Source organism: Micromonospora sp. NPDC049151, from assembly GCF_040648395.1.
Taxonomy (GTDB): Bacteria; Actinomycetota; Actinomycetes; order Mycobacteriales; family Micromonosporaceae; genus Micromonospora.
The window spans coordinates 23,908-48,163 of record NZ_JBEZDP010000017.1 but is presented as its reverse complement, the minus strand read 5'-3'; the positions used below and the strand labels follow the sequence as shown (position 1 = coordinate 48,163).

The 24,256-nt window shown below is 73.2% G+C and carries 21 protein-coding genes; 11 read left to right on the top strand and 10 right to left on the bottom strand.

Annotated elements, in window-relative coordinates; all coding sequences use genetic code 11:
* Positions 1-105: 105 nt before the first annotated feature.
* Together AB0B20_RS19950 and AB0B20_RS19945 are read left to right on the top strand one after the other, a co-directional pair.
* Positions 106-1,281: an NADP-dependent malic enzyme gene (locus AB0B20_RS19950; RefSeq protein WP_357472318.1), complete on the top strand. Its 1,176-nt coding sequence runs from the start codon at positions 106-108 to the stop codon at positions 1,279-1,281.
* Between the two features lie 85 nt (positions 1,282-1,366).
* Positions 1,367-2,320, top strand: a complete 954-nt coding sequence (locus tag AB0B20_RS19945; RefSeq protein WP_357383740.1) for a zinc-binding dehydrogenase — start codon at positions 1,367-1,369, stop codon at positions 2,318-2,320.
* Positions 2,321-2,382: 62 nt separating this feature from the next.
* On the opposite strand, the gene AB0B20_RS19940 is transcribed toward AB0B20_RS19945, so the two are convergent.
* From AB0B20_RS19940 to AB0B20_RS19930, 3 genes are read right to left on the bottom strand one after another with little or no spacing between them, the layout of a single operon-like run.
* Complete coding sequence (locus AB0B20_RS19940) at positions 2,383-3,348, bottom strand: chlorophyllase (RefSeq protein WP_357472316.1); 966 nt, start codon at positions 3,346-3,348, stop codon at positions 2,383-2,385.
* A 41-nt stretch (positions 3,349-3,389) separates the two neighbouring features.
* Positions 3,390-4,037 carry an aminoglycoside adenylyltransferase gene (locus AB0B20_RS19935; protein ID WP_357472313.1) on the bottom strand — a complete coding sequence of 216 codons (648 nt, stop codon included), beginning with the start codon at positions 4,035-4,037 and terminating at the stop codon, positions 3,390-3,392.
* Positions 4,034-5,167 (bottom strand): alpha/beta hydrolase, encoded by a 1,134-nt coding sequence (locus AB0B20_RS19930; protein ID WP_357472309.1) that lies wholly within the window; start codon positions 5,165-5,167, stop codon positions 4,034-4,036. Before AB0B20_RS19930 ends, AB0B20_RS19935 begins: the two co-directional genes overlap by 4 nt.
* Positions 5,168-5,348: 181 nt before the next feature.
* Here AB0B20_RS19930 and AB0B20_RS19925 point away from each other — a divergent pair, with 181 nt between their 5' ends.
* Positions 5,349-5,522 (top strand): hypothetical protein, encoded by a 174-nt coding sequence (locus AB0B20_RS19925; protein ID WP_357472307.1) that lies wholly within the window; start codon positions 5,349-5,351, stop codon positions 5,520-5,522.
* 32 nt (positions 5,523-5,554) lie between these two features.
* Here the strand turns inward: AB0B20_RS19925 and AB0B20_RS19920 are convergent, their stop codons facing one another.
* Positions 5,555-6,667 (bottom strand): acetate kinase, encoded by a 1,113-nt coding sequence (locus AB0B20_RS19920; protein ID WP_357472304.1) that lies wholly within the window; start codon positions 6,665-6,667, stop codon positions 5,555-5,557.
* The gene (gene pta / locus AB0B20_RS19915) at positions 6,664-8,739 is read right to left on the bottom strand and encodes a phosphate acetyltransferase (RefSeq protein ID WP_357472301.1); all 2,076 of its coding nucleotides are present in this window, start codon (positions 8,737-8,739) and stop codon (positions 6,664-6,666) included. Before pta ends, AB0B20_RS19920 begins: the two co-directional genes overlap by 4 nt.
* A 93-nt stretch (positions 8,740-8,832) precedes the next feature.
* Here pta and AB0B20_RS19910 point away from each other — a divergent pair, with 93 nt between their 5' ends.
* Positions 8,833-9,369, top strand: coding sequence for a hypothetical protein (locus tag AB0B20_RS19910; RefSeq protein WP_357383752.1), 537 nt, complete (start codon positions 8,833-8,835; stop codon positions 9,367-9,369).
* Positions 9,362-11,674 (top strand): bifunctional polysaccharide deacetylase/glycosyltransferase family 2 protein, encoded by a 2,313-nt coding sequence (locus AB0B20_RS19905; RefSeq protein WP_357472298.1) that lies wholly within the window; start codon positions 9,362-9,364, stop codon positions 11,672-11,674. The genes AB0B20_RS19910 and AB0B20_RS19905 overlap by 8 nt, the downstream gene beginning before the upstream one ends.
* 6 nt (positions 11,675-11,680) lie before the next feature.
* Here AB0B20_RS19905 and AB0B20_RS19900 read toward each other — a convergent pair whose 3' ends face one another.
* The 5 genes from AB0B20_RS19900 to AB0B20_RS19880 all read right to left on the bottom strand — a co-directional run bounded on the left by AB0B20_RS19900 (position 11,681) and on the right by AB0B20_RS19880 (position 18,481).
* Positions 11,681-11,860 (bottom strand): DUF6104 family protein, encoded by a 180-nt coding sequence (locus AB0B20_RS19900; protein ID WP_357383756.1) that lies wholly within the window; start codon positions 11,858-11,860, stop codon positions 11,681-11,683.
* 63 nt (positions 11,861-11,923) lie between these two features.
* On the bottom strand, positions 11,924-15,667 hold the full coding sequence (locus AB0B20_RS19895) for a multifunctional oxoglutarate decarboxylase/oxoglutarate dehydrogenase thiamine pyrophosphate-binding subunit/dihydrolipoyllysine-residue succinyltransferase subunit (RefSeq protein WP_357383758.1): 3,744 nt from the start codon (positions 15,665-15,667) through the stop codon (positions 11,924-11,926).
* 257 nt (positions 15,668-15,924) lie between these two features.
* A complete protein-coding gene (locus AB0B20_RS19890) occupies positions 15,925-16,749 on the bottom strand; it encodes an ABC transporter permease (protein ID WP_357472295.1) in 825 nt (274 codons plus the stop codon).
* Complete coding sequence (locus AB0B20_RS19885) at positions 16,746-17,684, bottom strand: ABC transporter ATP-binding protein (protein WP_357472457.1); 939 nt, start codon at positions 17,682-17,684, stop codon at positions 16,746-16,748. Before AB0B20_RS19885 ends, AB0B20_RS19890 begins: the two co-directional genes overlap by 4 nt.
* A 140-nt stretch (positions 17,685-17,824) precedes the next feature.
* Entirely contained in the window at positions 17,825-18,481 is a 657-nt protein-coding gene (locus AB0B20_RS19880) for a hypothetical protein (RefSeq protein ID WP_357472453.1), read from the bottom strand.
* Positions 18,482-18,655: 174 nt separating this feature from the next.
* Between AB0B20_RS19880 and AB0B20_RS19875 the strand changes: the two genes are divergently transcribed.
* From AB0B20_RS19875 to AB0B20_RS19850, 6 genes are all read left to right on the top strand, one after another.
* Positions 18,656-19,432 carry a GNAT family N-acyltransferase gene (locus AB0B20_RS19875; protein WP_357472292.1) on the top strand — a complete coding sequence of 259 codons (777 nt, stop codon included), beginning with the start codon at positions 18,656-18,658 and terminating at the stop codon, positions 19,430-19,432.
* Complete coding sequence (locus tag AB0B20_RS19870; protein WP_357472289.1) at positions 19,429-20,319, top strand: lysophospholipid acyltransferase family protein; 891 nt, start codon at positions 19,429-19,431, stop codon at positions 20,317-20,319. The genes AB0B20_RS19875 and AB0B20_RS19870 overlap by 4 nt, the downstream gene beginning before the upstream one ends.
* A 125-nt stretch (positions 20,320-20,444) precedes the next feature.
* Positions 20,445-21,275, top strand: coding sequence for a DUF4097 family beta strand repeat-containing protein (locus tag AB0B20_RS19865; RefSeq protein ID WP_357383769.1), 831 nt, complete (start codon positions 20,445-20,447; stop codon positions 21,273-21,275).
* Positions 21,272-21,892, top strand: a complete 621-nt coding sequence (locus AB0B20_RS19860; RefSeq protein ID WP_357383771.1) for a PadR family transcriptional regulator — start codon at positions 21,272-21,274, stop codon at positions 21,890-21,892. The genes AB0B20_RS19865 and AB0B20_RS19860 overlap by 4 nt, the downstream gene beginning before the upstream one ends.
* A gap of 64 nt (positions 21,893-21,956) precedes the next feature.
* On the top strand, positions 21,957-22,658 hold the full coding sequence (locus AB0B20_RS19855) for a response regulator transcription factor (protein ID WP_357383773.1): 702 nt from the start codon (positions 21,957-21,959) through the stop codon (positions 22,656-22,658).
* Complete coding sequence (locus AB0B20_RS19850; RefSeq protein ID WP_357472286.1) at positions 22,655-24,199, top strand: ATP-binding protein; 1,545 nt, start codon at positions 22,655-22,657, stop codon at positions 24,197-24,199. The genes AB0B20_RS19855 and AB0B20_RS19850 overlap by 4 nt, the downstream gene beginning before the upstream one ends.
* Positions 24,200-24,256 lie beyond the last annotated feature (57 nt).

Genomic DNA, 24,256 nt, shown 5'->3' with positions numbered 1-24,256 from the left:
GCTCGAAAAGTGCCCGGGTGACCCCCGCACCGCCGCGCCGCCGGTCGCTGACCAGCGCTGACCACTGCCGGCCGGTCCGTCTGCTCGACAGATCCTGGAGTCACCATGTCTTCGTCCACCCCGGACCCCGCCGATCCCGTCTTCCGCCTGCACGTCGGCGGCAAGATGGCGGTCGCCTCCACCGTGCCGCTGACCAGCCGCGAGGACCTCTCCCTCGCGTACACCCCGGGTGTGGCCCGGGTGTGTGAGGCGATCGCCGCCGACCCCGCGCTCGTCGACACCTACACCTGGGTGTCGCACACCGTCGCCGTGGTCACCGACGGCTCCGCCGTACTCGGTCTGGGCAACATCGGCCCGCGCGCCGCGCTGCCCGTGATGGAGGGCAAGGCGGTGCTGTTCAAGCAGTTCGGCGGCGTGGACGCGGTGCCGGTCTGCCTGGACACCCAGGACGTGGACGAGATCGTGGCCACCGTCAGGGCGCTCGCGCCGTCGTTCGGCGGCATCAACCTGGAGGACATCAGCGCCCCGCGCTGCTTCGAGGTGGAGCGCCGGCTCGACGAGGCGCTGGACATCCCGGTCTTCCACGACGACCAGCACGGCACCGCGATCGTGGTGCTCGCCGCGCTGCGCAACGCCGCGACGCTGCTCAACCGCAAGCTCGGCGACCTGCGGGTGGCGGTCAGCGGCGCGGGCGCGGCCGGGGTGGCGGTCACCAAGATGCTGATCGCCGGCGGCGTCGACCCGGAGCGGGTGGTGGTGTGCGACTCGCGCGGCATCATCGGCCGGCACCGCGAGCTGACCGGCACCAAGGCCGAGCTGGCCGAGATCACCAACGCCGAGGGCCGGCAGGGCGACATCACCGAGGCGCTGCGCGACGCGGACGTGCTCGTGGGCGTCTCCGGCGGCCAGATCCCGGAGGCGGCGGTGGCCGGCATGGCCCCCGGCGGCATCGTGTTCGCGCTGGCGAATCCCACCCCCGAGGTGCACCCCGAGGTGGCCGCCCGGCACGTGGCGGTGGTCGCCACCGGGCGCAGCGACTACCCGAACCAGATCAACAACGTGCTCGCGTTCCCCGGCGTGTTCCGGGGTGCGCTGGACGCCGGGGCCACCCGGATCACCGACTCGATGAAGGTGGCCGCCGCCGACGCCATCGCCGGCGTGGTGGCCGAGTCGCTGACCGCCGACGCGATCGTGCCCTCGCCGCTGGACCCGCGAGTCGCCCCGGCGGTCGCCGAGGCGGTCGCCGAGGCCGCCCGCCGCGACCGGGTCGCCCGCCGCTGAGATGTAAGGAAGGGGCCCTTCCTAACGCCACCGGTAGAGGAAGGGCCCCTTCTTAACTGCTGCTCAGCTTGTTACCGTGCCGATCATGCGTGCTGCCTTCGCCTCGGCCTTCGACACCGACAACCCGCTCGCCGCGCTCGCCGTCGGCGACCGTCCCGAGCCGACCCACCCGCAGGACGACTGGGTCACCGTGCGGGTCCGGGCCAGCTCGCTCAACCACCACGACCTCTGGTCGCTGCGCGGCGTGGGCCTGACCGCCGACCAGCTCCCGATGATCCTCGGCTGCGACGCGGTCGGCACCGACCCGGACGGCAACGAGGTGGTCATCTACCCGGTGGTGCCCACCCCCGGCGACCCGCGCGGGGTCTCCATCCTCTCCGAGCACTACCAGGGCACGTTCGCCGAGCTCGTCGCCGTACCCCGGATGAACCTGCTGCCGCTGCCCGACGGCCTGTCGGCGACCGACGCGGCGTGCCTGCCCACGGCCTGGCTCACCGCCTGGCGGATGCTGACCACGAAGGGCCGGGTCGCCGACGGCGAGTCGGTGCTGGTCCAGGGCGCCGGCGGTGGCGTGGCCACCGCGGCTGTCGCGCTCGGCGTCGCGCTCGGCAAGCGGGTGTACGCGACCAGCCGCGACGCCGCCAAGCGGGAGCGGATCACCGAGCTGGGCGCGACCGCGCTGGAGCCCGGCGCGCGGCTGCCGGAACGGGTCGACGTGGTGATCGAGACGGTCGGCGCGGCCACCTTCGACCACTCGCTGAAGTCGGCGGCCCCGATGGCCCGGATCGTCGTCTCCGGCGCCACCGCCGGGCACGAGCCGAAGGTCAACCTCCGCCGGGTCTTCGCCATGCAGCTGGAGATCCTCGGCACCTCGATGGGCACGCCGGGCGAGCTGACCGAGCTGCTCGCGTTCTGCGCCGAGCACGAGGTGCGCCCGGTGGTCGACCGGGTGGTGCCGTTCAGCGAGATCTCCGAGGCGTTCGCCCGGCTGCACTCCGGTGAGGTCTTCGGCAAGGTGGTAGTCGACCACACCGCCTGAGCCGTGTGGCGCGTTGACAAGGGGCCCTTTCTCTACCGGAGACGTTAAGAAGGGGCCCTTCCTTACAGGCGGTCGTCGAGGGTGGCCAGGCCGCCCCGGGAGGCGTCGGCGGGCAGGCGCCTCTTCGCCGCCGGGTCGCCGTACAGCGTCCAGCGGAGGAACTCGACAGAGGTGTCGGCTACCACGCCGAGCGCCTTGCCGTCGCCGAGCAGTGCCCGGCCGTGGTCGCCCCGGGGCAGGCTGAGCATCGCCTTCGGCCACGGCACCGCGTCGTACACGGCCTTGCCGGCGGCGTACGACACCACCTCGTCGGCCTCGCCGTGCACGAACAACTGCGGCGCGGCGGCGCCGGCGAAGGCGGTACCCACGCCGAGGGCGGTGCCGGCGAAGACGATGCCCGCGTCCAGCCGCTCGTCCCGGCTCGCGGTGAACAACCCGATGGTGGTCACGCCGCCGGCGCTGTGCCCGGTCGCGGCCACCCGCTCCGGGTCCAGCCGGCCGCGCAGCGGGTCGCCCGCCTTCTCGCCGAGCGCGAGCACCCGGGTCAGCACGTACGACACGTCGGCCGGCTGGTTGAGCACGTCCAGCGGGTTGCCGTCGGTGCCCCGGGAGGTGTGCGGGAAACGTGGCGCGGCGACCACGAAACCGGCCGCCACCCAGCGGGTCAGCAGCGACTGGTAGTCCTCCGGCCGGGCACCCAGCCCGTGGCTGAACAGCACCACCGGGAACCGCCCCTCCGCCGCCGGGGCGGAACGCTCGACCGCGCCGCCGGCAGCGCCCGCCGCCGGGTACCAGAGCGTCACCGGCAGCGGCCGGTCGCCGTCGCGGTTCAGCTTCACCTGGCGTACGCCGACCGCGAAGCTCTTCGTGGGCGCCTTGCCGGCCGGCACCCGCGGGGCGGCTGTGCTCGTCGTCGGTGGGGCGTCGGGAGCGGGCCGCTCGGCGGGAGCGGTGGGCTGCTCCGAGCAGCCGGTGAGAGCGGCGGAGAGCAGGGCGGCGGTGACGAGGGCGGCGGGACGACGGCGCATGAACTCGATTGTGCCTCGCGATCGGCGGCGGCCAGGCCCGGTCAGCGCGTCGGGTGACCACCCGCTGACCCCCGGAGACGGGCCAGGTCGGCGGCGTCCTTGGCCCGGCGGGGGCGCTCCGGCATCCAGACCGGGAACATCTCCTTGAACTCGATCTGGGCGCCGACGCTGATCACCGGTGCGGTGAGCGCGCCGATCCGCCCGGGCGGGCCGCTCAGCATCCCGTCGGGCAGGAGGGTGCCGGCCCACGGTCCGGCGCCGACGACGACCCGGCCGTCCGCGTCCCGGTCCAGGTACGCGAAGCTCAGCTCGACGGCGCCGCGCAGCAGGTCGAGCTGCGTCTCGGTGGGCATCCGGGGGTCGGGCCGCCAGCCGAGCGCGCCGAGCCGGTCGGCCAGCGGTGCGGCGACGCGCCGCCAGCAGTACCAGTCGACGTCGACGTGCGGCCGGGTCACCTCGCCGAGGTGGAAGTCCATCGCCCAGCCGCCGCGCAGCCACACCTCGATCCCGGCGGCGTCGGCGACATCGACGACCTCCCGGATCGCCCCCAGTTGCCGTCCCTCCAGCCCGTCCACCCCGCGCACGCTACCCACCCCGCCCACACCTCGCCGCCCCTCGCCGCCCGCCCAGACCCCGTCGATCATGAAGTTGGCGGCGACAAACCGGACAGCGAACGCCGTCAACTTCATGATCGACGGGCCAAGGGGCGGGTGGGCGGGAGGGAGCGGGTCGTGAAGGTGGTGGTGTCCGGTGCTGTCGCGTCGGCGGGGAGGCGGTGCAGGGCCTCGCGGTCGGCGTAGAGCGTCCAGCGCAGGAAGTCGGTGGTGGTGGCGAGCACCTGGGTGAACCCGGTTCGGCCCGGCGTCAGGTACTCGCCGTGGCCCTGACCGGTCAGGCTTAGGAAGGCGGCCGGGCCGAGGCAGCGGGCGTACGCGGCCCGGCCGATCGACTCCGGCACGATCCGGTCGGCGCTCCCGTGCACGAACAGCATCGGCGCGAGCGGCCGGGAGAGGCCGGCGACCATCCGGCCACCGGCGATCACGATTCCGGCCCGCAACGGGGACGGCTGCCCGGAGGCGAACATGCCGAGCGTCGTGTGACCGCCGGCCGAGTGCCCGGCGGCGGCGAACCGGTCCACCGCCATGTGCGCCCCGAGCGGATCGCCGGGGCGGTCACCCAGCCGGACCAGGTGACGGACCAGCCGCCAGGCGTCGGCGGGCTGGTTGCGGACGTCGTCGCGGGTGTAGGCGCGGGCGCGCTGGTTCGTACGCGGATAGGTGGGCGCGACCACCACGAACCCGGCGGCGGCCCAGCGGCTGGTCAGCGCCGCGTGCAGGGCGGGCAGGCTGCGCAGGCCGTGGCTGTAGAGGACCACCGGGAACCGTCCGGCCGCGAACGGCGCGCCCGGCCGGACCTGCGGTCCGCGCTCCGGAACGGGGCTCGCCGGTGTGGCCGGGCCGGATCCGGAGGGGACCGCGACGACCGACTGGCGAGCCGGGAGGGCCACCGCGCGAGGCCCGCCCGAGCCGGGCCCGGCCGGGCGGGGAATGGCCGGGCCGGGATCAGCCGGGCGGGAACCGCCCGGGCCGGTTCCCGTCGGGAGTGCGGCTGAGCGCGACGGTGCGGCCGGGTACCAGACGGTGACCGGCAGCGGACGCCTGCCGTCCGGGTCGAGCGTGAACTGCCGCATCCCGACCGCGTACGGGCGCTCCGGCGCGGGTCCGAGGGCGGCCGGCGCCGGCCCGGACGTGGTCACGGCCGGGCCGCAACCGGCCAGCAGCGCCGTCATCAGCGCGGCGACCAGCCGCTGCCCCCTCACACCTGCACGGTAGGCAGCCGAGCGGGCGGCACGCGCCAGCCGTCCGGACCGGTCGGCGCCGCCACCCGGGCGGCTCCCGCCTCCACCGGGCGGCCGGGTCTGCCCGGTCCCGCCACCCGGATCCGCAGGTGGCGGCCCGGCGGGACGGTCCGCCCGGTTCGGCTTCGCTAGGGTCAGCCGCATGGCTGAGAACTACACCGACCCGAGTGGCAACACCGCGCAGTTCCGCGCATTCGTCGATTCTCCCGAGCTGGCCACGCCGGCGTCGGCGCCGTCCCGCCTGCCGCTGATCGCCGGCGTCGCAGTCGCCGCCGTGGTGGTCGTCGCCCTGCTCGCCTGGATCGCCCTGGGCTGATCCGGGCCGCGCGGAGGACCGGGCGCACGCGGTCAGACGCCGAGCACCTCGCGGGTCTCGCGGGCGATCTCCCGCTCCTCGTCGGTGCCGACCACCAGCACCGCCACCTCCGCGCCGTCGGGGGAGACGACCCGGTCGCCCTGACCGTCGTTGCGTGCCGGGTCGACGGTGACGCCCAGCCGCTCCAGCCCGGCCAGCGACGCGGCCCGGACCGGTGCGGCGTGCTCGCCGACCCCGGCGGTGAACGCGATCGCGTCGACCCGGCCGAGCAGCGCGTAGTACGCGCCCACGTAGCCGGTGATCCGGCGGCAGTAGACGTCGAAGGCCAGCGTCGCGTCCGGGTCACCGGCGTCGCGGCGGGCCAGCACCTCCCGCATGTCGTTGACGCCGGTCAGCCCGAGCAGGCCGCTGCGGTGGTTGAGCAGGTCGTCGATGTCGTCGACGACCATGCCGCCCTCGCGGCGCAGGTGGAAGATGACAGTCGGGTCGAGGTCGCCGCTGCGGGTGCCCATCACCAGGCCCTCCAGCGGTGACATGCCCATCGAGGTGGCCACGCTGCGCCCGCCCTGTACGGCACACGCGCTCGCCCCGTTGCCCAGGTGCAGCGTGATGGTGTTGATCTCGTCGTACGGGCGGTCGAGCAGGTCGCCGACGCGACGCGAGACGTACGCGTGCGAGGTGCCGTGGAAGCCGTAGCGGCGTACGCCGTAACGCTCGGCGGTGTCCTTGTCGATCGCGTACGTGGCTGCGGCCTCGGGCAGCGTGTGGTGGAACGCGGTGTCGAAGACCGCGACCTGCGGGGTGTCCGGCAGCGCCTCCAGCGCGACCCGGATGCCGGCGAGGTTGGCCGGGTTGTGCAGCGGCGCCAGCGGCACCAGATCCTCGATCGCGGCGACGACGGCGTCGTCGACGCGTACCGGCGCGCTGAACTTCCGCCCGCCGTGCACCACCCGGTGACCGACACCGGCCAGCCCGGTCAGGTCGAGCCGGCCGATGATCTCCCGGACCGCGCTCTCGTGGTCGGCCGGCCCGCCGCCGGGTTCGCCGATCCGCTCGACCGTGCCCTTGTCCAGGACGTCGTCGCCGTCGTACAGCCGGTACTTGACCGACGAGGACCCGCTGTTGAGGACCAGGATGCGGCTCATTCCGACGCCTCCGCGGCGGCCTGGATGGCGGTGATCGCCACCGTGTTGACGATGTCCGGAACGGTAGCGCCCCGGGACAGGTCGTTGACGGGCCGGCGCAGGCCCTGCATGACCGGCCCGACGGCCACCGCTCCGGCGGACCGCTGCACCGCCTTGTACGTGTTGTTGCCGGTGTTCAGGTCCGGGAAGATGAACACGGTGGCCCGCCCGGCGACCGGGCTGTCCGGCAGCTTGGTGGCCGCCACCTGCGGGTCGATCGCCGCGTCGTACTGGATCGGGCCCTCGACGAGCAGGTCGGGCCGGCGTTCCCGGACGAGCTTGGTGGCCGCCGCGACCTTCTCCACGTCGGCGCCGGAGCCGGAGCTGCCGGTGGAGTACGACAGCATCGCCACCCGCGGCTCGATGCCGAACCGGGCCGCCGTGTCGGCAGACGAGATGGCGATGTCGGCGAGCTGGTCGGCGTCCGGGTCGGGGTTGACCGCGCAGTCGCCGTACACCAGCACCCGGTCGGCGAGCAGCATGAAGAAGACGCTGGAGGCGACGGAGACGCCGGGCACGGTCCGGATGATCTCGAACGCGGGCCGGATGGTGGCGGCAGTGGTGTGGGTGGCGCCGGAGACCATCCCGTCGGCGTGGCCGGTCTGCACCATCATCGTGCCGAAGTAGTTGGGCTGCGCCACGATGTCGTGCGCCAGCTCCACTGTGACGCCCCGGTGGGCGCGCAACTTCGCGTACGCCTGCGCGAACTCGTCCCGCCACGGGCTGCTCGCCGGGTCGACGACCTGGGCGTCACCGAGGTCGACGCCCAGTTCCCGGGTCCGCCGGGCGATCTCGTCCGGGCGGCCGAGAAGGGTGATCTCGGCGACGCCCCGGCGCAGCAGCACCTCGGTCGCGCGCAGGATCCGCTCGTCGGCGCCCTCGGGCAGCACGAGCCGGCGGCGCCGGGCGCGGGCCCTGTCGATCAGGTCGTTCTCGAACATCAGTGGGGTGACCCGCGCGGAACGGCTGACCCGCAGCCGGCGGGCCAGGTCGTCGGTGTCCACGCAGCGTTCGAACGCGCCGAGCGCGGCCTCGACCTTGCGCGGGTTGGCGGTGCTGGGGCGGCCCTCGATCCGGCTGGACGCGGACACCGTGTCGTAGCTGTCGCTCGGCACCGACAGCACTGGGAGCCCGGTGTTCATCCGCTCGACGAGGCGCATGGCGCGCGGGTCGGGCTGCTCGCCGAGCGTGAGCACCAGCCCGGCCAGCGACACCTGCCCGGCCACGTGCGCGGCCCCGGCGGCCACCAGCAGGTCGGCACGGTCGCCCGGGGTGATCACCAGCGCCCCGTCGGTGAGGTGGTCCAGCAGCGTCGGCACGTGCGCCGCGCCGACCACGTAGTCGAGCACGTCGCGGTCCAGCGCGGTCGCGTCGCCGGTGAGCACGGTGCCGCGCAGCGCCGCCGCCACCTCGGCCACCGTCGGGGCCGACACGGTCGGCACCTCCGGGATCGCGTACGCGGGCACCGGCAGCTCGGGCAGCGTCATCGGCTCCGGCACGCGGTTGGCCAGCGCCGCGATCACCGTCGCGCCGAGGTCGACCAGATCGTGGTACGCGCCACGCAGCGCCGCCGCGATCGTCTCGGGCGTCTGCCCGAACCCGTCCACCACGGGCACCACGACGCTGCCGAACTCGGTCGCCAGCCGGGCGTTGAAGGCCAGCTCGCGCGGGCCGGTGCCGTCGCCGTAGGCGAAGTCGCTGCCGACCACCACTATCGCCGGGCAGCGCCGCTCGACCTCCCGGTAGCGGGTGACGATCCGGGAGATCAGCTCCTCCCGGCGGCCGTCCGCGACGAGCGCGCTCGCCTCGGCGTACGTGGCGCCGTGCAGCTCGTCGACCGGCAGGTCCATCCGGTAGCGCTCGGTGAGCAGGGCGAGGATGGGGTCGGGCCCCTCACCTGAGACGAGCGGCCGGAACGCGCCTATCCGTTCCACCTGTCGGGACAACAGCTCGGCCAGGCCGAGCGCCACCGTCGATTTTCCCCCGCCCGAACCAACGCCGGTCAGGTACACGCTGCGCGCCACGGCCCCCAACCTACAAGATCGAGGTGAGTGCTGCCCGTTCTGCCTGGTCACACCGGCTAGCCAGGGAAGAAGGTGGAAATTTCTCGCATCTACACTGAGGCCGTGGAAGGCCCGACCGCGCTGATTCCCGTCGTACCGGAATCGCCCCCCGTCTTCGTCGACCCCAGCGGGCGGCGACGCCGGTGGCTGCGTCGTCTCGCCTACTGTGCCGGCGCGGCGGGTGCGGTCTACACGATCATGGTCGGGGTCAGTTTCGCCGGCGGGCCGATCACCCCGGCCACCGTGATCCCGTTCGTCGAGGAGACCACCGAGCAGCGGCTGCCGTCGTCGAAGCCGACCACGTCGCCGGCACCGACGGTGACGCGCCCCACGCCGGACACGCCTGCGGACATCCGTACCGCCCCGGCGCGGACCCCGGTCACCTCCGTCACGCCCGGCGGCACGGTCCCGCCGAGCCCCCGGTCCGCACGGCCGACCCGGAGCGCCCCGAGCGCGCCCACGGTCACCCGCCCGGCGCCGGGCACCACCGCGCCGCCCACCGCCCCCACCGCCGAGGTGCCGCCGCCAGTGGTCGATCCGCCGCCCGCCGTCGACCCGCCCGCCGAACCCGTCGCGCCGGCCGCGCCAGCCGATGACTGACCAGGCGCCCGCCCGACAGTCGACAGCTGACCAGCCCACCGTTCCGCTCGACCCCCGCCGCGTGCACGCCGTCCGCCGGCACCGGGCCGGAGCGCGGCCGGACGACGAGCCCACTGTCGTCCTGGACGCCCGGCGGATCGCCGGCCCGCGCCGCTCCCGCGGCCGGCGTCTGCTGCCCCGGCCGAGCTGGACCCTTGTCGTCATGGTCATGGTGGTCCTGGCCGGCCTGCTGTTCGTCGAGGCGTACACGAACGCCGCGTTCGTGCCCGACAACCGGGTGAAGCCCGGCAGCCAGCGGGAGGTCCCCAGCTCGGTGATCGGGGGCGGCCCGATCGTCAACGTCAGCCCCGAGGGGCGGACCCAGTCACACCGCCTGCCGGCGCGTACCGTCGCGCTCACCTTCGACGACGGGCCCGACCCGCGCTGGACGCCCGAGGTGCTGCGCGTCCTGGACAAGTACCAGGTGAAGGGCACCTTCTTCGTCCTCGGCTCGCAGGTCGTCCGCAACCCGGACGTGACCCGACGGCTGGTGGCCGAGGGCCACGAACTGGGCGTGCACACGTTCACCCACCCCGACCTCGCCACGCTGCCGGACTGGCGGCGGGAACTGGAGTACGCGCAGACCCAGCTCGCCATCGCCAGCACCACAGGTGTCCGCTCGTCGCTGCTGCGCTTCCCGTACTCGTCCCGCGCGGACGCCTACACCGACCGGGACTGGCCGATGCTGCGGCAGGCCGGCCGGCTGGGCTACCTCACGGTGGTGAACGACGTCGACAGCCGGGACTGGGAACTTCCCCCGGTCGAGGAGATGGTCGCCAACGCCACGCCGGCCGGCACCGCCGGCACCGTCGCGCTCTGGCACGACTCGGGCGGCGACCGGTCCGGCACCGTGGCCGCGCTGGACCGGTACATCCCGATGATGCTGGAACGCGGCTACCGCTTCACCACGGTCAGCGAGGGGCTCAACCAGACGTTCGCGGCAGCGGGCGTACCCGGGCCGGTCGGCGGGCAGGCGGCGGCCCCGCTCGGCGAGCGGTGGCGGGGACACGTCCTGGTCGGCGCGGTTCGCGTGGCCGACGGCATGTTCGGGGTGCTCGGCGCCTTCTTCCTGCTGGTAGGCGTGCTCACCGTCGGCCGGGCGCTGCTGCTGTTCGTCCTCGCCCCACGGCACGCGCGCCGCCGCCGTCGCCGCGACTGGTCGTGGGGTCCACCGGTCACCGAGCCGGTCTCGGTGATCGTGCCCGCGTACAACGAGCGGGAGGGCATCGTCGCGGCGGTCCGCTCGCTGGCCATGGGTGACCACCCCGGCGGCATCGAGGTGGTGGTGGTCGACGACGGCTCGACCGACGGCACCGCCGACCTCGTGGCGGCGTTGCGCCTGCCGAACGTCCGGGTCGTGCGCAAGCCCAACGGCGGCAAGCCGAGCGCGTTGAACACGGGCGTCGCGCTGGCCCGGCACGACCTGATCGTCATGGTCGACGGCGACACGATCTTCGAGCCGGACTCGGTCCGCCGGCTGGTCCAGCCGTTCGCCGACCCCCGGGTCGGCGTGGTCGCCGGCAACGTCAAGGTCGGCAACCGCCGCGGCCTGATCGCCAGGTGGCAGCACATCGAGTACGTCATCGGCTTCAACCTCGACCGCCGCCTCTACGAGACGCTGCGCTGCATGCCCACCGTCCCCGGCGCGATCGGCGCGTTCCGGCGCCAGGCGCTGGAACAGGTGGGCGGCATGACCGACGACACGCTGGCCGAGGACACCGACGTCACCATCGCCGCCGGCCGGGCCGGCTGGCACATCGTGTACGAGGAGAGCGCCCGCGCCTGGACCGAGGCGCCGACCACGATCGGCCAGCTGTGGAAGCAGCGCTACCGATGGAGCTACGGCACCATGCAGGCGATGTGGAAGCACCGGCGCTCGGTGATCGAGAGCGGCCCGTCGGGCCGGTTCGGCCGCCGGTGCCTGTCGTTCCTGAGCCTGTTCGGCGTGCTGCTGCCGCTGGCCGCCCCGGTGATCGATCTGCTCGCGATCTACGGGCTGATCTTCCTGGACCGCGGCGACACGATGGTGGCCTGGCTGGCCATGCTCGCGCTCCAGTTCCTCACCGCGGTGCTGGCCTTCCGGCTGGACCGGGAGAAGCTCGGCGTGCTCTGGGTGCTGCCCCTGCAGCAGTTCGTCTACCGCCAGGTGATGTACCTGGTGCTGCTCCAGGCGGTCGGCACCGCGCTCACCGGCGGCCGGCTGGGCTGGCAGAAGCTGCGGCGTACCGGAGGACTCCGGGTCGCCGGGCGGGGCGCGGCCGGCTGAGACCGGTCAGTCGTCGTCCGGGTCGTCGAGGCGGGCCAGCCAGGTGGCGAACCGCTCGACCGGGGTCTCGAACTCCGGGTTCAGGTCGACGAAGTCACGCAGCCGCTCGCCGAGCCACTCCAGGCTGACCTGCTCGTCGCCCCGGCGCTCGACCAGCTCCTCGATGCCACGGTCGGTGAAGTACACGGTGTTCCTCTCGTCGTACGGCAGCGGCCCGCCCCGGGTCGGGACGGGCCGCTGCCGGTGGTGTCACGGGCGGGGGAGAGCCGCCTCGATCAGTGCGTTCTGCTCGACCTCGTGCATCTTCGCCGAGCCGACCGCCGGAGCGGCGGCGGCCGGCCGGGAGATGCGGCGCAGCCGCACCTCGGGCAGGTGCTCCAGCAGGTTGAGCGCGACGAACGACCAGGCGCCCTGGTTGGCCGGCTCCTCCTGGACCCAGGCGAAGTCCTCGGCGTTCGGGTACTGCGCCAGCGCGGCCCGGACCTCCTCGACGGGCAGCGGGTAGAGCTGCTCCATCCGGATGATCGCGGTGTCGGTGACGCCCCGCTCCTGCCGGGCCTGGAACAGGTCGTAGTAGACCTTGCCCGAGCAGAGCAGCACCCGCTTCACCTGCTCCGGCGCCGGAGCCGCGGGGTCGGCCAGCACCGGGGAGAACGTGCCGGTGGTGAAGTCCTCCACCGGCGACACGCAGAGCTTGTGCCGCAGCAGCGACTTCGGCGTGAACACCACGAGCGGCTTGCGCTTGGGCGACATGGCCTGGCGCCGCAGCAGGTGGAAGTAGCTCGCCGGGGTGCTCGGGATGGCCACCCGCATGTTGTCCTCGGCGCAGAGCTGGAGGAACCGCTCCGGACGGCCGGAGGTGTGGTCCGGGCCCTGGCCCTCGTGGCCGTGCGGCAGCAGCAGCGTCACCGCGGAGCGCTGGCCCCACTTGACCTCGCCGGAGGAGATGAACTCGTCGATCACCGACTGGGCGCCGTTGACGAAGTCACCGAACTGGGCCTCCCAGGCCACCAGCGCGTTGATGTTCTCCACCGAGTAGCCGTACTCGAAGCCCATGGCCGCGTACTCGGAGAGCAGCGAGTCGTGGACGAAGAAGCGCGACCGCTCGCCGTCGGCGGTGAGCGACATCAGCGGCAGGTAGTCCTCGCCGGTCTTGGCGTCGACCACAGCGGCGTGCCGCTGGACGAACGTGCCGCGGCGCGAGTCCTGCCCGGCGAGCCGGACGGTCACCCCGTCGTTCAGCAGCGTGCCGAACGCGATGATCTCGGCGAAGCCCCAGTCGATGCCGCCCTCGACGGACATCTTGCGCCGCCGCTCCAGCAGCTGCTGGATCCGCTTGTGCGGGGTGAAGCCCTCCGGCAGGTTGACGTGCGCCTCGCCGATCGCCTTGATCACGTCGGCGTCGGTGGCGGTCTCGACCTGCGGCTCCGGCTCGTCCTGCCGCGCCGGGCGGCTGAGCTGGCGCGGCGTGGTGGCGGCGTCGCGGGTGGCCTTGAAGACCCGCTCCAGCTGCGACTGGTAGTCGTGCAGCAGCTCCTCCGCGTCCTCCACGGTGATGTCGCCGCGCCCGATCAGCTCCTCGGTGTAGAGCTTCCGGACCGACCGCTTCGAGTCGATGATCTGGTACATCTGCGGGTTGGTCATCGACGGGTCGTCGCCCTCGTTGTGCCCGCGCCGCCGGTAGCAGACCATGTCGATCACGACGTCCTTGTTGAACGCCTGCCGGTACTCGAACGCGAGCCGGGCCACCCGGACCACTGCCTCCGGGTCGTCGCCGTTGACGTGGAAGATCGGCGCCTGGATCATCCGGGCCACGTCGGTGCTGTAGAGGCTGGACCGGCTGTACTCCGGGGCGGTGGTGAAGCCGACCTGGTTGTTCACGACCACGTGCACGGTGCCGCCGGTGCGGTAGCCGCGCAGCTGGGAGAGGTTGAGCGTCTCGGCGACCACGCCCTGGCCGGCGAAGGCGGCGTCACCGTGTACCGCCAGCGGCAGCACGGTGTAGCCCTCCAGCTTGAGGTCGATGCGGTCCTGCTTGGCCCGGACGATGCCCTCCAGCACCGGGTCCACGGCCTCCAGGTGCGACGGGTTCGCCACCACCGACACCTTGACGGCGTACTCGCCGTCCGGCGTGCTGAACTTGCCGTTCTGGCCGAGGTGGTACTTCACGTCGCCCGAGCCCTGCGTGGACCGCGGGTCGAGGTGCCCCTCGAACTCGGAGAAGATCTTCTCGTACGGCTTGCCGACGATGTTCGCCAGCACGTTGAGCCGGCCGCGGTGGGCCATGCCGATGACGACCTCGTCCAGCCCGGCCTCGGCGGAGCACTCCAGCACCTCGCCGAGCAGCGGGATCAGCGACTCGCCGCCCTCCAGCGAGAAGCGCCGCTGGCCGACGTACTTGGTCTGGAGGAACGTCTCGAACGCCTCGGCGGCGTTGAGCCGGTTCAGCACGTGCTTCTGCTCGTCGGTGCTGGGCTTCTCGTACTTGCGCTCGACCCGCTCCTGGATCCAGCGCCGCTCCTCCGGGTCCTGGATGTGCATGTACTCGATGCCGACCCGGCGGCAGTACGAGTCGCGCAGCACGCCGAGGATCGAGCGCAGCTTCATCCGCTGCTGGCCGGCGAAGCCGTTCACCGGGAAGACCCGGTCGAGGTCCCAGAGCGTGAGCCCGTGCTGGAGCACGTCCAGGTCCGGGTGCTTGCGGATGGTGAACTCCAGCGGGTCGGTGTCGGCCATCAGGTGGCCGCGCACCCGGTACGCGTGGATCAGCTCGTGCACCCGAGCGGTCTTGTTGATCTGGCCTTCGCTGTCGACTGCGACGTCGCGCATCCAGCGCACCGGCTCGTACGGGATGCGCAGCGAGGTGAAGATGTCGTCGTAGAAGCCGCGCTCACCGAGCAGCAGCTCGTGCATGACCTTCAGGAACTCGCCGGACTGCGCGCCCTGGATGATCCGGTGGTCGTACGTGCTGGTCAGCGTGATGACCTTGCTGACCGCGTTCTCGGCCAGCGTGGCCTCGCTCATGCCCTGGTAGGGAGCCGGGTATTCCATCGCGCCGACGCCGATGATGGCGCTCTGCCCCTGCATCAGGCGCGGGATCGAGTGCACCGTGCCGATGCCGCCCGGGTTGGTCAGCGAGATCGTGGTGCCGGCGTAGTCGTCCATGGTCAGCTCGTTGCGGCGGGCACGCCGGACCACGTCCTCGTACGCCTGCCAGAACTGCCGGAAGTCCATCTGCTCGCAGCCCTTGATGGACGGCACCACCAGGTTGCGCGAGCCGTCCGGCTTGACCAGGTCGATCGCGATGCCCAGGTTGACGTGCTCCGGGCGGACCATCGCCGGCTTGCCGTCCACCTCGGCGAAGGAGTTGTTCATCTCCGGGTGCTCGACGACCGCGCGGACCAGCGCGTACCCGATCAGGTGGGTGAAGCTGACCTTGCCGCCGCGACCGCGGGCCAGGTGGTTGTTGATCACGATGCGGTTGTCGACGAGCAGCTTGGCCGGGACGGCGCGCACGCTGGTGGCGGTCGGGACCGACAGCGACGCGTCCATGTTCTGCACGATCTTGGCGGCGACGCCGCGCAGCGGCGTGGTGCCCGCGGCGCTCGCGGTGGGCGCCTTGGCGGCCGGCTTGGCCGGGACCGACTTCTTGGCCGGCTCGGGCGTCTTGGCGGGCGTCTTGGCGGCCGGCTTCGCGGCGGGCTTGGCCGGGGCGGGGGCGGCCTTCGGCTCGGACCTGGCCGGCTGCGCGGTGACGGTGGCCGCGGCCTCCTGCTGCTCGCCCGGCTCCGGCTTCGCGGCCGGCTTGGCCTGTCCCTCGGCGCGCGGGGTGGCGGCGCCCGGGGCCGGCCGGTAGTCGGCGAAGAAGTCGTGCCAGGCCGAATCGACGCTCGAGGGGTCGGCGAGATAGCGCTGGTACATCTCCTCGACGATCCACTCGTTCGGGCCGAAACCCGCCAATGGGTTCTCCTGCGAAGTCTGCTGGGTCGACACGGCCGCTAATCGCCTCTTTCACGCGGTTGTGAATGTCACGGTGGCCCCCGGTGACCCCCGGTTGCCGACGCTGGGTAAACCGATGCCAAGGCTACGCCGTGCGCTACGCGCAGGCATTCTCGCCTCCGGCTGGTGGTCCGTTTCACAGAAGATGCCAGAAGTTCGGCAAACGCTGCGTGACCCGCCGACTGCTGCTACACGACGGACCCCGGCCGATGACGTCGGTCACCGGCCGGGGTCCGCCCCGGACCGTCAGGTCAGGAGATGTCGCGCTTGCGGATCGTGGCCACGCCGATCGCGCCGGTCAGCACCGCGTACCCGATCAGCACCGCGGCGCCGGCCCAGCGCGGCGGGTTGCCGGGGATCTCGGTGCCGGCGACCATCAGGCTGGAGGCCAGGGACGGCACCAGCAGCTGGAGCTGGTTGATCCAGTCGCCGAAGCGCCCCGCCAGCAGGCCGATGGCGATCGCGGCCCCGATGGTGCCACCCAGGTAGAGCAGGATGCCGGTCACCGTCGCGCCGATCTGGCTGCGGATCAGCACGCCGAGGCCGACGCCGAGCACCGACCAGAGCAGGTAGGCCAGCCCGTTGAGCGCGATCGCCCCCCACACCTCTCCGCTGCCGAGCTGGCTGCCGATGTCCGACGCGCCCAGGATCATCGGCGCGAAGATCAGGTTGAGCACGGTGGTGACGAGCCAGAACAGCAGCGCCAGCACACCGGCCGCGACCAGCTTGGCCAGCATCACCGCGGTGCGGTGCGGCGCGGTGAGGAACGTGGTGGTCACCGTCTGGTGGAAGAACTCGCTCGTCACCACGACGATGCCGAGCAGCAGCACGATGAGCAGCCCGAAGAACTGACCGTTCGTGTAGAGGTTGGCGGCGATGCTGTCGGCGCTGGAGATCGCCTGCACCTGGTCGGCCTGGTCGGCCGGGATCTCGCCCAGGTTGTCGCTGGCCAGCGCGTCGGTCTGCAACCAGTTGAACAGCAGCGCCAGCACCCAGAGCGGCAGGCTGATCAGCCCGAAGATCCACCAGGTGCTGGTGGTGCGGATCTTGAGCAGTTCGGATCGGACAAGCGTCATCGGATCTCCGCCTTTCCGGCCGTCAGCTCCAGGAAGACCCCTTCGAGGTCAGGGCGCTCGGTGGTCAGCTCGTGCAGCTCGACCTTGGCGGCCAGCGCGACGCGGCCCACGGTCGGCGCGTCCACGCCGCTGACGAGCAGCGCGCCGTGCGGGTCGGTGTCGACGGTGGCCGACTGCTCGCGCAGCGCCGCGGCCAGATCGTCGGCCTGCGGGGTACGCACCCGCACCCGCACGCCGTGCGTCATCGAGGCCATCACCTGGTCGACCGGGCCCTGCCGGACCAGCTTGCCGGCCGCGATGATCACCACGTCGTCGGCGAGGAGCTGCATCTCGGAGAGCAGGTGGCTGGAGACCAGCACCGTGCGCCCCTCGGCGGCGAGCCCCTTGAGGAAGCCGCGCATCCAGCGGATGCCCTCCGGGTCCAGGCCGTTTGCCGGCTCGTCCAGGATCAGCACCTGCGGGTTGCCGAGCATCGCGGCGGCGATGCCGAGCCGCTGCTTCATGCCCAGCGAGTAGCCCTTGAACTTGCGCTTCGCCGCCGGAGTGAGCCCGACCAGGGCCAGCGCCTCGTCGGCGCGTTCCTTGGGCAGCCCGGCCGCCGCGCAGATCACCCGCAGGTGGTTGATGCCGGTGCGGCCCTTGTGCGCGCTGGACGCCTCCAGCACCGCGCCGACCGTACGCAGCGGGTCGGGCAGGTCGGCGTACCGGCTGCCGCCGATGGTGGCCGTGCCGGCGCTCGGCGTCACCAGGTTGAGCAGCATGCGCAGCGTGGTCGTCTTACCGGCGCCGTTGGGGCCGAGGAAGCCGGTGACCCGGCCCGGCTCGACCGTGAACGACAGGTTGTCCACCGCGCGGACGTTCTTGTACTGCTTGGTCAGGCCGGACACGGTGATCTGGCCGGTCCCGGCACTGGGGCGTGGCTGCCCGTCGGACATCATTCTCCTCTCCTGCCCCGGCGGGCTCGTCGCACGCCGATGGGGCGCCGTTGCGGGGGCGCCCGGCAACAGCCTTCCAACCCGGCGCAAGGGGGTCAATCAGGCGGGACGCGTACGCGCCGTCCCCCTCAGGGATGAGATCACCCGGCCGGCAGCGCCACCCAGGTGGCCCGGGCGCGGCCGAGCAGCGCGCCGTCCGAACCGTACAGGCTGGTGTGCACCTCGGCCCGGCGTCCCTCGGCGCCGACCGCGAGGCCTGTGACCACGCACTCCTCGCCCGGCTGTGGCAGCGCCGTGACCTGCGCGGCGATCCGCCCCAGCACGTACGGCCGGCCGGGCGCGAGCACCGCCCAGCCGCCCGGGCAGTCCAGCGCCGCCCACACGGTCGCGGGCACCACCTCGGCCGGCGCGTCGAACAGGGCGGCGGTGCGCCCGTCCGGCAGCCGCCCGGGGAAGATCCGCAGCCCGTCCGGGTGTGCCGGGCCGCAGACGTAGCAGCGGGGGAAGGGATGGTCGACCAGGCCGGGGTACGCCCGCGCGGCGTCGGTCGCCGTCGCCCGGTCCACCGGCGGCACCACCGCGTCGACCGGCCGGGCGCGGCGTACCTCGGCGACCAGGTGACCGTCCGGGTCGCGTACCTCGCCGTCGGCGGCGGCCAGCGGGGTGTCCAGCGGCGGCGGCCGGCGCAACGTGACCTCCACCGGGCCCCGGTCGTCGATCAGCGCGGCGAAGATCCCGGCGCTCCAGCCGCCGTTGCCCGAACCGTCCGGTCCCTGGAACCGGGCCTCGACCAGCATGCGCACCTCCGGGTTCACCTCCGCCGGCACTCTCGCCGGCGGTCCGCCCGGCAGCCTCGCACACCCCCGCACCGCACCGGCCGTCCCGGCTCGCACGACGCCGCCGGCCGGCGTTCACCGGATCGACACCCCTCACCCCGCCCGGTGGCAACCCACGGCACCTACACAGGAGCCATGGCCGTTCTGCACGCCGCTGGCGCACCGCTCACGACCAGCGGTTACACCCTGCTGATCGCCGACGACCCGACACTGGTCGCGGCCGCGCAACGCCTGCGCCACGAGGTGTTCGCCGGGGAACTCGGCGCCACAGTGCCGACCGCCGCCACCGGCCTCGACACCGACGAGTTCGACGCGCACTGCGACCACCTGGTGGTGCTGCGCGAGGAGACCGGCGAGGTCGTCGGCACGTACCGGCTGCTGCCGCCCGGTCGCACCGAACGCCGGTACGCCGACGGCGAGTTCGACCTGAGCCCGCTGGCCCCGCTCCGCGACCACCTGGTCGAGGCGGGCCGCTCCTGCGTGCACCCGGATCACCGCACCGGCGCCGTGATCAACCTCATGTGGGCCGGGATCTGCCGCTACCTGCACCTGCGCGGCACCCGCTGGCTCGGCGGCTGCGCCTCGGTGCCGGTGGCCGACGGCGGGACCGCCGCCGCGCAGGTGTGGGCCGAGGTCACCGCCCGGCACCTCGCCCCGCCGCTGTTGCGGGTCACCCCGCGCCGGCCCTGGTTCGCCGAGGCGTCGGCCGCCGACCCGGCCGCGCTCACCCCCGCGCGACGAGGGGCGCTCGTGCCGTCGCTGCTGCGGGGCTACCTGCGGCTGGGCGCGTGGGTGGCCGGCGAGCCCGCGTACGATCCGGACTTCGGCTGCGCCGACTTCTACGTGCTGTTCTCGCTGGATCGGATGAACCCCCGCTACCTGCGGCACTTCATCGGCGGGGACGGGTCGTGACCACCACCGCCGCCGATCCGGCCGGTCCGTACGCCGGGGAGGGGCTGTGGCGTCCCGCCTCGGGCTGCGGGCCGGACTGCCTGCCGCCGCCGGTCGCCCCGGACGTGTCGCGGCTGCGCCGGGCGGGGCGGCTGCTCGGCGTACTCGGCATGCTGCTGGCCGGGGCGGGCGTGGCAGTGCTGCTGCCGCTGCTGCCGCTGCTGCCGGCCGCCCGGGGCCGGGCCGCGTCGCGCGGCTGGGCACGGTGGACGCTGCGTACCCTCGGGGTGCGGCTGCTGGTCCGGGGCCGGACGCCGCGCGGGCGCGCCCTGCTGGTCGCCAACCACGTCTCCTGGCTGGACATCCTGGCGGTGCTCGCCGTGTCGCCGACCCGGATGGTCGCCAAGTGCGAGGTCCGGAGCTGGCCGCTGGTGGGCGCCCTGGCCGCCGCGGCGGGCACCGTCTTCGTGGACCGGTCCCGGCCGCGTGACCTGCCGGCCACCGTCGCGCGGGTGGCCGGCGCGCTGCGGTCCGGGCGGTCGGTGGCGGTGTTCCCGGAGGGTACGACCTGGTGTGGCGCCGCGACGGGCTGCCGCCCCAGCCGCGGGTTCCGCCCGGCCATGTTCGAGGCCGCCGTGGCGGCGGGTGCGCCGGTGGTGCCGCTGAGCCTCGCCTACCGGTACGCGGGCGACCCGAGCACGCTGCCCGCCTTCCTCGGTGCGGAGACGCTCTGGGCCTCGGTGCGCCGGGTGCTCGCCGCCCGGGACCTGACCGTGTCGGTGACTGTGGGCGCGGCGCTGCACCCGGCCGAGGGCGCGGACCGCAGGGTGCTGGCCCGGATCGCGGAGGCCGCGGTCCACTCGACCCCTCGCTCCGTGCTCGCGGACCGGCTCGACCTGGCGGCCTGACCCGCTGGGGCGTCGGGACGCGACACAGACGCGATAGTGTCTTGTTCAGTCGCGATGTATCGCGTTATGCTCCTCGCAACACCTGGCGGGGCCGTGGGTCGGCCCGCCGACGAGGGGAGCGCGTCATGGCCAGCTGGACCGTCGAGAGCCCGCAGCGGATCACCGTGGACGAGCCGATCACCCGGCTCGACGCCGAACTGGTCAGCGGCCGGCTGAACGTGGTCGGCGCCGACGGTCCGGCCCGGGTCGACGTGACCCGGGTCAGCAACCGGCCCCTCCTCGTCGAGGTCCGCGACGGGCGGCTGACCATCCGGCACAAGCGCAAGCCCGGCCTGTTCGGCATCTTCTCCTGGTTCGGCAACCGGATCCGGGCCGAGGTGTCGGTCGCCGTGCCGCCGGACGTGCTCGCCAACCTGTCTGTGGTCAGCGGCGCGCTCGTCGCCTCCGGGCTGCGGCGGGAGACCCGGGTCGACGTCACCTCCGGCCAGGTCACGCTGCGCGGACTGCGCGGGCGCACCAGCGCGAAGGTCATCTCCGGCCCGGTCGAGGCGCTCGGCATCGGCGGCGACCTGGACCTGGAGACGGTCTCCGGCGAGCTGATCCTCGCCGACAGCGCGCCCGAGCGGGTCCGCGCCCACGCCGTCTCCGGCTCGATCACCTGCGACCTGGACAACCCGCGCGGCAGCGAGATCCGGCTCAGCGCCATCTCCGGCAGCATCACCGTGCGGGTCCGCGAGGACAGCGACCTCACCGTGCACCTGCACACCACCTCCGGCAAGATCACCAGCGGCTTCCCGCAGGTGGACGGCGGCGGGCGCGGGCTCGGCTCGATCAAGGACAGCCACGGCGTGCTCGGTGGCGGTGCGGGTAGGCTCTGGGCCTCCGCGACCTCCGGCAGCATCGCGCTGCTCGCCCGCCCGGTCGCGCCCGCCGACCACGTGGAGGACGTGCCGTGACCGCCGTGTTCAGCCACGGCCGCCTCCGGCTCTACCTGCTGAAGCTGCTCGACGACGGCCCGAAGCACGGCTACGAGCTGATCCGCCTGCTGGAGGAGCGCTTCCTCGGCCTGTACGCGCCCAGCGCCGGCACCATCTACCCGCGGCTGCAACGGCTGGAGGCGGAAGGGCTGGTCCGGCACACCGCCGCCGGCGGGCGCAAGGTCTACGAGATCACCGAGGCGGGCCGCGCCGAACTGAGCCGCCGCGCCGACGAGCTGGCGACGCTGGAGAGCGACATCGGCGCCGCCGTCGAGGATCTCTCCGCGCTGGCCGGGGAGATCCGCACCGAGGTACGCGGATCGGTGCGCGACCTGAAGCGGGAACTGCGCGAGGCGACCCGGCAGACCCGGCAGGGCGGCTGGGCGCCGTCCGCCACCGCCCGCCCGGCGAACGGCGGGGGCGCGGCCCGTCCGGACGACCCGCCGCTGCTCGCCGACTTCGACGAGCGGCTGGCCGCGTTCACGGTCGAGGTCGGGGCGCTGGTCCGGGCCCGGGGCCTGAGCGACAACCAGCTCCGTACCGCGATCCGGCTGCTCGACGGCGCGCTGGACGGGCTGCGGCGGCTGCTCCGCTGATCTCACAGGTTGTTTCCAGCCGGCGCCCAGCGCGACCGCAGCCGAGGCGCGGATGATGGGTGCCATGGCGGCTACCCAGACCGAGGCACGACTTCTCGTCGTCGAGGACGATCCCAACATCCTCGAACTGCTCTCCGCGAGCCTGCGCTTCGCGGGCTTCGACGTGGCCACCGCGACCAGCGGCAGCGCCGCGCTGAACGCCGCCAAGGACCACCGGCCCGACCTGGTGGTGCTCGACGTGATGCTGCCCGACCTGGACGGCTTCGAGGTCATCCGGATGATGCGCGAGGGCGGCACGCGTACCCCGGTGGTCTTCCTGACCGCGCGCGACGCCACCGACGACAAGATCCGCGGGCTCACCCTGGGCGGCGACGACTACGTCACCAAGCCGTTCAGCCTGGAGGAGCTGACCGCGCGGATCCGGGCCGTGCTGCGGCGCACCGCGACCGGCGAGCAGGCCCCGTCCCGCCTCACCTTCGCCGACCTGGAGCTGGACGAGGAGACGCACGAGGTGCACCGGGCCGGTCAGCGGGTGCAGCTCTCGCCGACCGAGTTCAAGCTGCTGCGTTACCTGATGCTCAACGCCAACCGGGTGCTCAGCAAGGCGCAGATCCTCGACCACGTCTGGAACTACGACTTCCGCGGTGACGACAACATCGTCGAGTCGTACATCTCCTACCTGCGGCGCAAGGTCGACAACACCCAGCCCCGGCTGATCCACACGCTCCGGGGAGTGGGTTACGTGCTCCGCAAGCCGGCGGCGTGAACCTCGTCCACGACGCCAAGGGCTGGCTGCGCGGGATTCCGCTGCGGCTCAAGCTGGTCACCGCCGTGCTGGCGCTGGTGGCCGGCGCGTTGCTGGTGATCAGTGTCTCCACCGCCTACTTCCTGCACAACTACCTGGTCGACCGGATCGACGGCGAGCTGAGCGACCAGTTCAACAAGGATGTGGTGGTCAACCAGGCCAACGCCAACAACCTGCCCACCGACTACCTCTTCAGCGAGTGGGACCGCCGCACCCAGCGCGTGGCGATCCTCCGCGACAGTTCGCTGGTGCCGGACGACCTGCCCGCGGGGCTCAGGGACGCGAACTGGTACCTCGACCACGCCGGCGGAGCGGCCTTCACCGACGACGGCGCGGACATGCGGGTGCGGTGGCGCCTGATGGTGCGGCAGGTCGACGAGAACACCTACCTGGCGATCGGGCAGAACCTCGACGACGTCGACCTCTCGGTCCGGCAGCTGCTCTGGATCGACGTGCTCGTCGGTGGCGCGGTCCTGATCATCCTGGCCTCGGTGGGTGCGGGAATCGTCCGGGCCAGCTTGAAACCGCTCGTGGAGATAGAGCGTACGGCGGCCGCCATCGCCGGCGGCGATCTGACCCGGCGGGTGCCCGACCCGGAGATGGGGCGGCCCTGCCCCACCTCTGAGCTGGGCCGACTGTCCCGGGCGCTGAACGCCATGCTCGCGCAGATCGAGGCCGCGTTCACCGCGCGGGCCGCCTCCGAGGCGGCGGCGCGCAGCGCCGAGATGGGCGCGCGGGACGCCGCCGCGTACGCGCAGGCGTCGGAGGCACGGGCCCGCCGCTCCGAGGAACGGATGCGGCAGTTCATCGCCGACGCCTCGCACGAGCTGCGGACGCCGCTGACCACCATCCGGGGCTTCGCCGAGCTGTACCGGCAGGGCGCGGTGCGCGCGCCGGAGCAGACCGCGGATCTGCTGCGCCGGATCGAGGACGAGGCGTCCCGGATGGGTCTGCTGGTGGAGGACCTGCTGCTGCTCGCGCGGATGGACCGGGAACGGCCGATCACGCTGGCCCCGGTCGAGTTGCCGGTGCTGGCGTCCGACGCGGTGCAGGCGGCCCGGGTGGTCGACCCGGAGCGGCGGATCGAGCTGGAGCGGGAGCCGGGCGGCGGCCCGATGGTGGTGCTCGGCGACGACGCCCGGCTGCGCCAGGTGATCGGCAACCTGATGACGAACGCGCTCACCCACACGCCGCCGGACGCCGCGGTGACGCTGCGGCTGCGGGAGGAGGCGGGCAACCTCGCCGTGGTGGAGGTGGCGGACACCGGTCCGGGCCTCACGCCGGAGCAGGCCGAGCGGGTGTTCGAGCGGTTCTACCGGGTGGACGCCGCCCGCACCCGCCGGGCCGGCGGGCCGATCAGCACGGGCCTCGGCCTGGCCATCGTCGCCGCGCTCGTCGCCGCTCACCACGGCACCGTCGAGGTGGCGGAGACGCCCGGGGGCGGAGCGACGTTCCGGGTGAAGTTGCCGCTGCTCGCCGAGGCGACCGATTCGGGCGAGTGACATTCAGAAAACTTCCAGGCAGATTCCAGGCTGGTGACAGTGCTACGGGGAAAGCTG

Bases quoted from the DNA above. Each gene is read 5' to 3' on its own strand.
- AB0B20_RS19950 (WP_357472318.1), top strand. From the start codon at position 106: ATGTCTTCGTCCACCCCGGACCCCGCCGATCCCGTCTTCCGCCTGCAC.
- AB0B20_RS19945 (WP_357383740.1), top strand. From the start codon at position 1,367: ATGCGTGCTGCCTTCGCCTCGGCCTTCGACACCGACAACCCGCTCGCC.
- AB0B20_RS19940 (WP_357472316.1), bottom strand. From the start codon at position 3,348: ATGCGCCGTCGTCCCGCCGCCCTCGTCACCGCCGCCCTGCTCTCCGCC.
- AB0B20_RS19935 (WP_357472313.1), bottom strand. From the start codon at position 4,037: ATGAAGTTGACGGCGTTCGCTGTCCGGTTTGTCGCCGCCAACTTCATG.
- AB0B20_RS19925 (WP_357472307.1), top strand. From the start codon at position 5,349: ATGGCTGAGAACTACACCGACCCGAGTGGCAACACCGCGCAGTTCCGC.
- AB0B20_RS19920 (WP_357472304.1), bottom strand. From the start codon at position 6,667: ATGAGCCGCATCCTGGTCCTCAACAGCGGGTCCTCGTCGGTCAAGTAC.
- AB0B20_RS19905 (WP_357472298.1), top strand. From the start codon at position 9,362: ATGACTGACCAGGCGCCCGCCCGACAGTCGACAGCTGACCAGCCCACC.
- AB0B20_RS19890 (WP_357472295.1), bottom strand. From the start codon at position 16,749: ATGACGCTTGTCCGATCCGAACTGCTCAAGATCCGCACCACCAGCACC.
- AB0B20_RS19885 (WP_357472457.1), bottom strand. From the start codon at position 17,684: ATGTCCGACGGGCAGCCACGCCCCAGTGCCGGGACCGGCCAGATCACC.
- AB0B20_RS19880 (WP_357472453.1), bottom strand. From the start codon at position 18,481: ATGCTGGTCGAGGCCCGGTTCCAGGGACCGGACGGTTCGGGCAACGGC.
- AB0B20_RS19875 (WP_357472292.1), top strand. From the start codon at position 18,656: ATGGCCGTTCTGCACGCCGCTGGCGCACCGCTCACGACCAGCGGTTAC.
- AB0B20_RS19865 (WP_357383769.1), top strand. From the start codon at position 20,445: ATGGCCAGCTGGACCGTCGAGAGCCCGCAGCGGATCACCGTGGACGAG.
- AB0B20_RS19855 (WP_357383773.1), top strand. From the start codon at position 21,957: ATGGCGGCTACCCAGACCGAGGCACGACTTCTCGTCGTCGAGGACGAT.